This window comes from Haloarcula sp. H-GB5 (genome assembly GCF_054850705.1).
This window is the reverse complement of sequence record NZ_JBTWBG010000001.1, coordinates 674,103-686,216: the sequence shown is the minus strand read 5'-3', so window position 1 is coordinate 686,216 and position 12,114 is coordinate 674,103. Positions and strand designations below refer to the sequence as shown.

Below are 12,114 nucleotides of genomic sequence, written 5' to 3'. Positions count from 1 at the left end.
GTCGCGGCTTCACTGATCGCTAATGCTGACCGTCGTCTCGCTGTACAGGCCACGCTCGGCAGCGTCGGCCACACTTAGCCCCGCTCCGATAGTGTACTCCCCGGCCGGCGCGGGTTCCCACTCGTCGTCGCTGACCCGGAACATCCGGTCCCACCGCCGTCTGAACTGCTTTCGCTCGCCGCGGTCGAACCGGAGACTGCCGTCATCACCGGGTACGCTGTCGACGTGGGACGCCTCGGCCACTCCATCGACGTACCACGTCCACGGCCGCGGCGAGTCCGTCGGGAGCGTTATCGGCACTGGAAGCGCGTTCCGCATCGTCACGACGAACGGTACCTCGGTTCCCGCCGGATACTCAGTCTGTGGCACCTCGATATCGACCGACACCGCGCGATAGCGGAGCCACGTCGGCACTAGACGGTCGCTCCAAGCCCCGCCGTCGATACTGCGTGCGGCCTGTGGCCGCGCTCCACGCTCGGTGGGCGCCCCTGGCTCATCGTCGTCGCGATGGAGCGCCCCCGAGTCGTAGATGCGACGCATTGTCAGAGGGTGGACCGGCGCACGCAAAAGTGTTATTCGGCCCCGCATGACTGTGCTGTCGTGGTCGGCCACGTCTGCACGCTAAGCATTATGATTGAGAGAATCGACGGAAAACTCACGTCTATCTGTACCTTTCACACACCACGTATGTTATACACAGCCAAACATAATAAGTGGCCTGACCACTGAGACAGCAGCAAGCCCTCTGCTCCGATGCTATCGACAAGTGACACGGTCCGGTTGTTGCACGTCGACGACGAGCCGGATTTCGCTGAGACAGCCGCCGCGTTCCTTGAACGCGAGAACGATCGACTCCAGGTTGAGACGGCGTCGAGTGCGGAAGACGCGCTGGAGCGGCTCGAAGCGTCAACGTTTGACTGCATCGTGTCGGACTACGACATGCCCGGACGCGACGGCATTGAGTTCCTCGAAGCCGTCCGCGAGGAGTACCCCGACCTCCCGCTCATCCTATTCACTGGGAAGGGGAGCGAGGAAGTCGCGAGCGACGCTATCTCGGCCGGTGTCACCGATTACCTGCAGAAGGAAGGTGGGACAGACCAGTACACACTACTGGCTAATCGGGTCCAGAATGCGGTGGCGGCGAGACAGTCGGCGACCGAGGCCAAGCGCCGGCGACACCGACTCGAACAGATCCTCAAGACCGTCCCGTCGTGTGTCGTGCAACTCGACCGCGACGGCCAGTTCGTGTTCGCCAATCAGCGCGCCGTCGACGTTCTCGGTCTGTCGCAGTCGGCGGTGAAAGACCGGGCCTACAACGATCCGGAATGGGAGATTCGGGACCTCGATGGGAACCCGATACCGGACGCGGAGCTCCCGTTTCGGCAGGTTCTTGAAAGCGGCCAGCCCCTCTCCGACGCTCGGCACACGATTCACTGGCCGGACGGCACGGAGAAGGTACTCTCGGTGAACGGTGTGCCGCTGTTCGACGATGACGGGGCTGTCGAAAGCGTGGTCTGTACGCTGACCGACATCACCGATAAGCGCGACCGGAAACAGGACTTGGAGGAAACCGAACGCCGCCTCCAGCTGGCGCTAGAGGCCAGCGAAACGGGTGTCTGGGAGTGGGACTACGAGACAGACGAGGTCGCGTGGAGCGACACGCTCGAACGACTCATGGGCTTCAAACCCGGCGAGTTCGACGGGACGCTGTCGTCCGTGCTCGACCTGATTCACCCGGAGGACCGCTCCAAAGTCCGCAAACAGATAGAGCAGGCAGTAGAGACGGACGGCGTTTACGACGCGGAGTTTCGGATGAGCGACATGGACGGCGACGTGCGGTGGGCCTCCGTTCGGGGACAACCCATCGAGGATGACGACAGTACACTGATGGTCGGCGTCCACCACGATATCACCGAGCGAAAGGAGCGTGAGCGTGACCTGCGGATAACAGAGCGCCGACTCGAGGCGATTCTGGAAAACACCACGACCCCGATGTTCATGAAAGACGACGAAGGGGAGTACCTCTTCGTTAACCATGGCTATCGGGAGATGACCGGACTCACTGATGCGGAAATCGTCGGCCGTACGGACTTCGAGTTGTTCCCCGAAGAGACAGCTGAAGCGACGTGGGCAAACGACCGCGCTGTCCTGCAAACCGGGCAACCGCTGGAGGTCGAGGAGCGTGTCGTTATCAATGGCAGGGCACAACAGTACCTCTCGACGAAAGTCCCGATATACGACACGGGTGAACGGTCCGACCCGGATACACCGGTCGCCGTGTTCGGCGTCGCCAGCGACATTACCGACATCCGCGAGCAAGAGCAGGAACTCCAGCGCGAGCGTGACCGACTCGCCGAGTTTGCCAGCGTCGTCAGTCACGACCTTCGCAGTCCACTGAGCGTCGCACAGGGACGACTGAAACTCGCCCGGACAACCGATGATGAGAGTCATCTAGAGGGGATCGAGAGTGCACTCGATCGGATGGAGCGAATCATCGACGACGTATTGCTCTTGGCTCGCCAGGGATGAGACATTCAGGAGACCGAGCCAGTCTCGTTCCGTGACGCGGTCACGGATGCCTGGAAAATGGTCTCTCAGGACGCCGAGGACGGGAATCTCGTCTTTGCCGACACCGACGAGCGGGACGTGACGATTACCGCCGACCGGCCGCGCCTGCTACAACTGCTCGAGAACCTGTTCCGGAACAGTGTGGAACACGGCTCCACGCACAGTCAGTCGGCGGTCGACAGCGCTGTAGAGCATGGGTCGGCGGAGTCACGTTCACAGGGACGGGCGGATGTGGACCACGGCGCTACGAGTAGCCAGACGAGGCCGGAGGACACAGCCAACACCGGGGGCGTAACGATCACTATCGGTGCCACCGAGGACGGCTTCTACGTCGCCGACGACGGCCCCGGTGTTTCGGAAACCGAGCGCGAGACACTGTTCGAAGCGGGATACTCGACCGACGACGACGGCACCGGGTTCGGGCTGGCAATCGTCGACCGTATTGCCGAGGCTCACGGCTGGTCGGTCGGCGTGACGGAGAGCGCCGACGGCGGGGCACGCTTCGAGGTCACCGGTGTCGAGTTCACGTAGCGGGCGGTCCGGGTCGGGTCGCCGTACCGGTGATGTGTCCGGGACTAGCTCCTCCGCGTTGGCGTCTCCGGATACGCGTCGTCGTACAGCAGACAGGCGATGCGGTGGTCGTCACCGACATCGAACAGCTCGGGATCGGTTCGCTCGCAGGGGGATTCGAAGGCGTCGTTCAGCGCCGTCCGCGCGGCCTCGAAAGCCCCGTCGTACAGGTGATCGAGGGCCGTCCCCAACACTTCCTCGGCCTCCCGGTCGCCGACCGTCTCCGGGAGGCCGAATTCGGCCCGGACCCGGGCTTCGAGAGCGGACCGCGAGAGTTGACGCAGGTCTTCGTCCTCGACACCTTCCCGCACTGCGGTTACCGCTTCCAGCGAGTCGGCCTTGCGGAGCCGTTGTTTCAGGTCCATCAGCGACCGCCACTCGGACTGTGCCATGTCTGTCCCCTTGGGCTGGATAACCTTCGGACAGCGGGTGTGGAACCGACAGCCCGACGGGGGATTCAGCGGCGATGGAACGTCGCCGGAGAGGAAAATACGGTCGCCCTCCCAGCCGGGGTCCGGCTCCGGAATGGCGGACAGCAGCGCCTCGGCGTAGGGGTGATACGGCGGCTGGAACACCGACTCGGTCGGGCCGACCTCGGCGAACTCCCCAAGATACAGGACGCCCACGCGGTCAGCAATGTGTTCGACGACGCTGAGGTCGTGGGCGATGACGATGTAGGAGAGGCCGAACTCCGACTGCAGGTCCGCAAGCAGGTTCAGAATCTGGGCCTGCACGCTCACGTCCAGCGCCGAGACGGGTTCGTCACAGACGATAACTTTGGGGTCGACAGCGAGTGCGCGGGCGATGCCGATGCGCTGGCGCTGGCCACCGGAGAACTCGTGGGGGTAGCGGTGGGCGTGCCGCTGATTGAGTCCCACGGTTTCTAGCAGGTCGCTAACGCGATCGGCCCGGGCCTCGCCCTCGGCAATGTCGTGGATGTCCAGCGGCTCACCGACGATGTCACCGACCGTCAGCCGCGGATTGAGGCTGGCGAAGGGGTCCTGAAAGATGTACTGGATGTCCTTCCGGAGCGCCCGCAGGCGGTCGTCGGAGGCCGCCGTCAGGTCCTCGCCCTCGTAGCGGACCGTCCCGGCCGTGGGCTCGATGAGTCGCAGGAGGCTCCGGGCGAGCGTGGTCTTGCCACAGCCAGACTCCCCGACGATACCGAGGGTCTCCCCGGGGTATAGCTCCAAGTCGACGCCGTCCAGCGCCTTCACTTCCTGACTCCGGCCCAGCAGGGTGTCGACGAGGCCCCCGCCGGACTCGTAGTACTTCGTGAGATTTTCGACCTCCAGAATCGGGCTGTCTGCTGTCTTAGCCATCGCTCAGCCCTCCCGCATCGTCCTCCCCGTCGTCGTTCTGGTCCAGCAAGTCGGTGTCGAGGCCGACGGGATCGGAGTCTGTCCGGACCGGTTCCGAGTCCGGTCGCCGGACTCGGGGGTCGGACCGGGTGCCGTCGGGTTGCTCCGCTCGACCTCGCACTTCGACCTCGTAGTCCAGTTCGTTGTCGAGGTCGCCCGTGTAGGCTAAACAGGCCGCTGCCCGGTCGGACAGCCCAACGCCCTCGCCGGTGTCGGGGTCGACGAGTGGCGGCTGCTTGCGCGTACACACCTCTTCGGCGAAGGGGCACCGAGGGTGGAAGCTACAGCCCGAGGGCACCTCCACGAGGTCCGGCATCGTCCCCGGAATCGTCTGGAGCCGGTCCTGCCGGTCGCCAATGCGGGGAATAGCGCTCATTAGCCCGACGGTGTAGGGGTGTTTCGGGTCGTAGTACAGCTCCTCGACGGTCGCCTTCTCGACGGCGCGGCCGGCGTACATCACCATCACCCGGTCGCACATCTCCGCGATGACGCCCAGATCGTGGGTGATGAGCTGAATCGCCGTGTCGTACTCCTCGGCGAGGCGTTCGAGGCGGTCCAGGATCTTCGCCTCGATGGTCACGTCCAGCGCCGTCGTCGGCTCGTCGGCGATGAGGAGGTCGGGGTCACAGGACAGCGCCATCGCGATGACGACCCGCTGTTGCATCCCGCCGGAGAACTCGTGGGGGTAGTCGTCGTAGCGGGCTTCCGGCTCGGGGATGCCTACGTCATCGAGCAGCCGAATAGCTCGGTCGCGGGCGGCCGCGTCGCCGTAGTCGAGGTGGTGACGGATCGCCTCGGCGATCTGCTCGCCCACCGTGTAGACGGGGTTGAGCGCGGTCTGTGCGTCCTGGAATATCATCGCAATGTCGTTGCCCCGGACATCACGGACCTCGGATTCGGACATTTCCATGAGGTCTTCGCCGTCGAAGCGGACAGTCCCGCTCTCGATACGGCCAGGCTCCTCGATGAGTCGCATCACCGACAGCGCGGTGACGCTCTTGCCCGCGCCGCTCTCGCCGACGACGCCGAACTTCTCGCCGTGCTCGATGCGAAAGGAGAGGTCGTCGACGGCGGTGACGACGCCCTCCTCGGTGTAGAACTTCACCGTGAGGTCCTCGACTTCCAGCAGCGCCATCAGACCTCGCCCCCGCGGGCCACGTCTTCGCCCTCCTGGGCATCCAGCGCGTCGTTGATGCCGTCACCGATGAGGTTCATCGACATCACGAACAGGAAGATCGCGCCGCCGGGGAAGACGGTGACCCACCAGGGAATCGACCCGCCCGGCCCCTGGACGATGGTTTCGCGGGTCTGGTCCAGCATCGTGCCCCACTCGGCAGAGCTGGGCGGGAGGCCGAGGCCTAGGAAGCCAAGCGCCGCCACGCCGATGACGACGGTGCCGATGGAGAGCGAGGCCTGGACGATCAGCGGCGCGATGGCGTTGGGAACGACGTGTCTGAAGATGACACGGCGGTCCCGCGCCCCGAGCGCCTTTGCCGCCAGCACGTACTCGTTTTCTTTGACCTTCAGAATCTCGCCGCGTATCAGCCGGGCGTAGCCGGCCCAGCCGATGGCCGTGAACGCGAGCACCAGCTCCCAGTACCCCTTGCCGAGCACGGCGACGATAATCAGCGCCAGCAGGAGGCCGGGGAACGCGAAGATGAGGTCGAGTAGCCGCATCAGCACCTCGTCGACCCGGCCGCCGTAGTAGCCGGCGACCGCGCCGTACACCAGCCCGATCGCGGCGGTGACGAGGACGACGATGAAGCCGATAGAGAGGCTGAACCGGCCGCCGTACAGCACGCGGGAGAACACGTCCCGCGCGGAGCCGTCGGTCCCGAACGGGTGGGCCAGCGACGGGGCCTCGTAGGCGCTCACGTCCAGCCCCTGCGCGTACAGTATCGCGCCCGGGTCGTACGGTGCGAGCGAGATCGGCTGGACGGTGACGCCGGCAATCGTGACCGGACGGGCAAACAGCGCCAGCAGCGACATCGCGATGACGATATACAGCCCGAGCATCGCGCTGCGGTTCCGGCGGAACTCCCGCCAGGCGCGTGTCCAGCGGCCCTCTGTCTCCGTGTCTCTCGTCTCTGTCCAGTCGGATAGCGGTTCGCGGGACTCGACGCGGTCGGCGTCGAACCCCGTTATCCGGATGCGTCCTCTGTCCGTACTCATGGGTCAGTCATAGCGGATTCGTGGGTCCAGCACAGCATACATAATGTCTGCAAGCAGGTTCGCGAGGATGATGATCACGCCGGTAAACAGCGTGATAGCCATGATGAGGTCGACCTCGCGGCCGATGATCGCGCCGACGAAGGCCCGGCCCAGGCCGGGCCAGGCGAACACCTGCTCGACGACGACGGCACCGGCGAAGATGCTCGCGGTCAGGAACGCGGCGATGGTGGTCACCGAGATGAGCGAGTTCCGCAGGACGTGTTTCAACACGACCGTCCGCTCGGGAAGTCCCTTTGCCCGCGCCGCCGTGACGTACTCCTTGTTCATTTCCTCGGCCATCGACGAGCGCATCACGCGCATCAGCGTCGCCGACGACGCCGTCCCGATGGTGACGCCCGGCAGGACGAGATACCACAGCATCTCGGCTGAGAGTAGCGGTTTGTCCGGAGCCAGCACGGGCCAGAGGTCCAGCCAGAGCGCGAACACGAGAATGAGCATCAGGCCGAGCCAGAAGTTCGGCAGGGAGATGCCCGACAGTGCGAACACCCGCGAGAGGTCGTCGCCCAGCGTGTCCTTGTTCACTGCGGCGTAGATGCCGGTCGGGATGGAGATCAGCAACGCGATGGCCCAGCCGAACAGCCCCAGCGCGATGGTTTCGGGAAGCCGGGCCATGATGTAGGGCAGGACCGGCTGGTCGACGCTGATGACCGTCCCGAGATCGCCCTGCAGGACGTTGCCCATCCACGTGAGGTACTGCTGCCAGACCGGCCCGTCGAGGCCGTATCTGGCGCGTATCGCCGCCTCCTCGGCCGGCGAAATCTGTGGATTCAGGGCGACCATCTGGTCGATGGGGTCCCCCGGTGTCAGGTGGACCAGCGCGAAGGTAAGGACCGAGACGCCGAACAGTATCGGCACCGTCGCGGCAACGCGAACCGCGATGAATCGTCTGAGGCTCATCTACTGACTCACTCCCGGTCCAGATACGCGACCTGCTGGTCCGTCGGGTCGTGCAGCCCGTAGGGAAGAATCCCGCCCGAGAACGTGTACGTGTTGTGCCCGACGTAGTCAGTCGACAGCGAGGAGACGTTCGTTCCGAAGACGGTGTAGCTGTTCGGGGCCTGCTCGATGAGTCCTCGCCACACCTGGTCGTACTGCTCCCCACGGAACGCGGGGTCCTCGACGGCCTCGACTGAGAACCGCGCTTCCGTCGCGATCTCGTCAAGCTCCGGGGTATCGACCCGCTGGAAGTTACAGCACTGGCCGAAGTTGTCGATGGAGTTGACGGCGTCGTAGAAGCTCCCGGGGTTGAACGTCCCGGAGAGGCCGATGAGGACGATGTGGCCCTGCTGGTGGTACTCCGGGCCGAGGATGCGCTGGACGAACGTCGTGAACTCGAAGGTCTCGACGCCGATGTCGAAAAACTCCGTGTTGCTCATCACCTGCGCGATGAGTTCGGCCTCGCGAACCCGGTCGTCGGAGGTGTTGGTCTCGATTGTCGCCTCGATGGGTGTCTCGACGCCGAGGTCGTCGACGGCCTCCCCCAGCAGTTCGGTCGCAGCCTCAGTGTCCTGTTCGGTCTCCGGGCGCAGTTCCTCGACCAGCGCCTTGTAGTTGGCTGATCCCTCATCGGCGGCCAGTTCAGGCAGCGGCGTGTACGCCGGGTTCCGGTACCCGTTGTAGATGTTCTCCGCGATCTGAGCCCGCGGAATCAGCTGATTGACGCCCCGCCGAATGCGTTCGTCGTCCCACGGCGACTGGGTGACGGGGTACTGGAGGAAGTTGTATGCCCCGGCGTTGGTTACGCTGAGCCGGTAGTCCTCCGCACTCCGGTACTCGCTGTAGGTGTCGCTCGTGAGCCCGTAGGTGAGGTCTATCTCGTTGTTGTTGAGCGCGGCTGCACGGGTCGCGTCGTCGGTAACGATGGAGACCGTGACCTCGTCGACGACCGGGCTCGTCGGGAACCTGTCCGGGCCGTCCCACCACTCCAACGCGTCGAGGCCGAGGTCGTCCAGCCAGTAGTCGTCGAAGGTGCTGAACTGGGCGCGCTGTTCGGCCTCGTAGGACTCGAACTCGAAGGGACCAGTCCCAATAGGCGTCAGGTCGTTTCGTGGGTCGGCTCCCGTGTTCGGGTACTCCTCGATGTGCTCCATTGGGTACACTGTCGTCGCGAGCTGGCTGTCGGCCTCGGCGTCTGGCTCCTGCCCGTAGATATCGACGGTGTAGTCGTCGACGGCCTCTGCGTAGAGGAAGGAGTCGAAGGTCTGGGCCGAGATCGAGGAGTTCTCCAGCACTTCGTAGGACCGCGCGACGTGCTCTGCGGTCATCTCCTCGCCGTTGTGGAAGGTGACGCCCTCGTGGAGTTCGGCCCGGTACTGTATCCCGTAGGTGCCGTCCTCGACAGCGTCGGGCGCTTCGTTGACCGTCAGTACCTCGCCAGCATCGGGGTTCCTGATGATGATCTGGTCGTCGGCAACGAGGTTCCCCTCGTCGTCTGTCTCCGCCGACACCATGTACGGCTCGTAGGCCCCGTCCTCGACTTCCTGGACGTCCATCCGTTCCCACGTCTTCGCGAGCCACGGGTACACAGTCCCCGCGGCGTCCTGTGTGATGAGACTCTCGTAGATGAGCCCGTGGACGTTGCCGGCTGGCGCGCTGGTGCTGTATGACGGGTCGAAGGAATCGATACCCGCACCGAGGCCGAACCTGAGTGTCCCGCCTTCCTGAATCTCGTCGACGGTGACCTCAGCCCGCTCCCGGACCGGGTCGAGGCTCTGGCCGCCCTGGCTTTCGCCGTCCCCGCCTCCGTCACTGCCGGCGCTACAACCGGCGAGCGCCACTACTGTTGACGCGCCCGCGGTCTTGAGGACACGCCGTCGCGTCACTGTACTCGTGTCCGCAGCTGCGTCATAAGGCATTCGCGTTGACCTCGAAAGTTATGAGTTATGTTGCCTTCCCACACACTTATAGCATGACGGCGTTCGGGGTCAGGCAACACCTTCGGAGCGCGACAGTCAGGGAGTACACTATACAGAGCCGATACAGACCCCGCGGCCGAGCTTCACCGCCAGCAGAACGACGCCAGTGGCCGGCCTCAGACCGGCGATACGTCACCCTGCGACCGCCTGTTGTTCGAGACCGTGTCTAGAGGGAACGACACGTGGGATCGGTCCTTCGAACTCGGCTCGATGCCGGACGCTCTCCGGGACAATCCAACGAAGCCCCGATCAAACGTGGGGCCGATGTCTACAGTCGCGATTCGGGTTCGAACGGCCGTTTAGAACGGCTGGCCGTAATCCTCGTACTCTCCATCTCGTTCATGTTGCCGATCTTTGAGGTGGAGTAGTCGCTCAGTTGCTGTCTCTATCTGACGCCGCCGAACCTGTCCCTGCGGCGTCCTGTCTCCGTCCTGTCTCGGCGTCACAGGGGAGCGTAGCCGCCAGCCGCTCGGCGACCATTGGACTGACCAGACCAGCCAGTTCCATCGCTTCCGTCTCGTGGTCGTCGAGATCCAGCACGCCTCGGAAGAACCACGAGACGGTCACGTACGTCTCGTGTAACTCTGTGGCTTCCTCGCGTCCTGATTCGGTCAGTGTCACTCCATCGTAGGGCTCGTAGAAGACGAGACCGTCTTCGGCGAGCTGCTGGCACATCTCCGTCACCGCCGCTGGTGACCGATCGAGCATCTCCCCCAACTCTCCCGGCGCGACTGGCGGGTCGTCTCGGTGCTGTGCGATGTAGATCGCCAGCAGATACTCCGGTGCCGTTCTCATCGCTCCGCCGAATCCGTCCCGTCCCCGCCGCTTGTTGCGGGCGTACCGGCCGTCGATTCCCCCGTCGACAGCTCATCGGTCCCGAAGACCACCGCGTAGGCCCAAGCCCACAGTCGAGCGCGCGACCGTTGCGGGCGTTTATCCATCGTCCGGTTCCCCCGATATCCCGCTATCGCTGTCGCCACTCATCAGGCAGACGCCCCCCGATAGTGTCGGCAGAGCACGGGCGGCCGAGCAACTGCTCGCCGTTGGGGCCTCGGGATATGGCCCCAGTGTACACCGCCACCATGCGGAAGGTGCCGATGTAGTCCTCGACGATACGAAACCGTTCGCCATCGACCCCTCCGGGGGTCTCTCCCCGTTTGTGCCCTCCACACAGTACCGTCGTCTGCCATATATTTTAGGCCCACCTAATAATATAAAACGTCTGCGATTTTAGGGCTGCCTAATACAACCGACAAGTCGGTAAACGGGACAGCCGAATCCACAGTCCGGCAAAGCGATCCGTCGCGTGGCACTCGGCCTCGCTACCGGGAACACAACTACCTCTGTCACCGCTGTTTCGAATCGACCCGGTCAGTACGGTTTAGTCGATTTGATATCGCACTATATGATTTATCGACCTCGCGATCGGCCAAACTCCGGCTCGTCCGTGAACAGCCAACAGAAGGTGAGTAGCGGCTAAAACGTCGCTATTCGGTAAACTCGGTAATAGAATCGAACGCGTCGGTCGCCAGCCGCTCGGCGACCGCGTCTCTGTCCACGTCGCTGATCTCCTGTGGGTATTTTCGCTCGAAGTAACTCACGATGTTCTCGACATCGCGAGTTAGCAGTTCCCGGGCGTTTTCGTGGTCGGTCGGGACGGCCTGGGGCCAGTCGAAGACGACGACGCCTTCGTTCGTGACGAAGACGTTGTACTCGCTCATGTCCGCGTGAACGTACCCCTCGCGATAGGCCGTCTGCATCTCCTCGAGCACGAGATCCAGAATCGGCAGTACCTGTTCCGGTTCGAGTTTCGTTCGGGAGAGTTCGACGCCGTCTATCTTCTCCATGACAATCGCATGGCGGTTCGTATCGATTGGCTGTGGAACTGCCACGTCCGGATACAGCGTTTCGAGGGCATCGTACTCCCGCTCGGCGGCCTTCCGGGCGGTGTAGAGCCAGGAGACGTGGTCGCGATCGGCAGTGTACTCCCGCTCTTTCATCACTTCGCGGAAATTGGTGTACCCTTCGCGGTGGTATTTCAGCGCTACCGGTTTGTACGACTGAGCCTCGTACACGTCGCTTTCCTTGCCGACACCCAGCGGCGAACCAACTCCTTCGATAGTGTCGCGCTCGGCAAAGGTATGCAGCGCAAGTGTATCGTACCCCTCGAAAGTGAGTTTGAACCCCTCGTACTGGATGGTCTTGCGCTCGACCAGCCCCCGGTCCGCACATCGGTCAAGCCGGTAGTCGACATCTTCCGTCGTCAGCCGGGAGAACTCGGTCAACTTCTCACGGGCGACGTACTCCGAGAACCGCATCCCCTGTTCGACGCCAGAGAGCAGATGGAAGTCCTCGGGTTCCAGCTCCGCCATCACTGAAGCCACGTTCTGGACCATTAGGGTCCTCTACTGGGCCAACTGGTAAAAGGCCGACGCGTTCGGCGAATGGCATTGATAAATTAGTGCTCG

Annotated in this window: 9 protein-coding genes and 1 pseudogene; 1 reads left to right on the top strand and 9 read right to left on the bottom strand. The window is 63.6% G+C overall.

Annotated elements, in window-relative coordinates; all coding sequences use genetic code 11:
• Nucleotides 1–9 precede the first annotated feature (9 nt).
• Nucleotides 10–540, bottom strand: coding sequence for a hypothetical protein (locus tag ACYJ11_RS03570; protein ID WP_461646748.1), 531 nt, complete (start codon nt 538–540; stop codon nt 10–12).
• Between the two features lie 213 nt (nt 541–753).
• Here ACYJ11_RS03570 and ACYJ11_RS03565 point away from each other — a divergent pair.
• A pseudogene (locus tag ACYJ11_RS03565) lies at nt 754–3,099 on the top strand (PAS domain-containing protein).
• Between the two features lie 44 nt (nt 3,100–3,143).
• On the opposite strand, the gene ACYJ11_RS03560 reads toward ACYJ11_RS03565, so the two are convergent.
• The 8 genes from ACYJ11_RS03560 to ACYJ11_RS03525 all read right to left on the bottom strand — a co-directional run bounded on the left by ACYJ11_RS03560 (nt 3,144) and on the right by ACYJ11_RS03525 (nt 12,042).
• Nucleotides 3,144–4,460 carry an ABC transporter ATP-binding protein gene (locus ACYJ11_RS03560; RefSeq protein WP_461646747.1) on the bottom strand — a complete coding sequence of 439 codons (1,317 nt, stop codon included), beginning with the start codon at nt 4,458–4,460 and terminating at the stop codon, nt 3,144–3,146.
• A complete protein-coding gene (locus ACYJ11_RS03555; protein WP_461646746.1) occupies nt 4,453–5,634 on the bottom strand; it encodes an ABC transporter ATP-binding protein in 1,182 nt (393 codons plus the stop codon). The genes ACYJ11_RS03560 and ACYJ11_RS03555 overlap by 8 nt, the downstream gene beginning before the upstream one ends.
• Entirely contained in the window at nt 5,634–6,671 is a 1,038-nt protein-coding gene (locus tag ACYJ11_RS03550) for an ABC transporter permease (RefSeq protein WP_461646745.1), read from the bottom strand. Before ACYJ11_RS03550 ends, ACYJ11_RS03555 begins: the two co-directional genes overlap by 1 nt.
• A 3-nt stretch (nt 6,672–6,674) precedes the next feature.
• Nucleotides 6,675–7,628 carry an ABC transporter permease gene (locus tag ACYJ11_RS03545; protein WP_461646744.1) on the bottom strand — a complete coding sequence of 318 codons (954 nt, stop codon included), beginning with the start codon at nt 7,626–7,628 and terminating at the stop codon, nt 6,675–6,677.
• An 8-nt stretch (nt 7,629–7,636) separates the two neighbouring features.
• The gene (locus tag ACYJ11_RS03540; RefSeq protein WP_461646743.1) at nt 7,637–9,586 is read right to left on the bottom strand and encodes an ABC transporter substrate-binding protein; all 1,950 of its coding nucleotides are present in this window, start codon (nt 9,584–9,586) and stop codon (nt 7,637–7,639) included.
• 432 nt (nt 9,587–10,018) lie between these two features.
• Nucleotides 10,019–10,441: a metal-dependent transcriptional regulator gene (locus ACYJ11_RS03535; protein ID WP_461646742.1), complete on the bottom strand. Its 423-nt coding sequence runs from the start codon at nt 10,439–10,441 to the stop codon at nt 10,019–10,021.
• On the bottom strand, nt 10,438–10,587 hold the full coding sequence (locus ACYJ11_RS03530; protein WP_461646741.1) for a hypothetical protein: 150 nt from the start codon (nt 10,585–10,587) through the stop codon (nt 10,438–10,440). Before ACYJ11_RS03530 ends, ACYJ11_RS03535 begins: the two co-directional genes overlap by 4 nt.
• Before the next feature lie 546 nt (nt 10,588–11,133).
• Nucleotides 11,134–12,042, bottom strand: a complete 909-nt coding sequence (locus ACYJ11_RS03525; protein WP_005537541.1) for a serine/threonine-protein kinase RIO2 — start codon at nt 12,040–12,042, stop codon at nt 11,134–11,136.
• Nucleotides 12,043–12,114 lie beyond the last annotated feature (72 nt).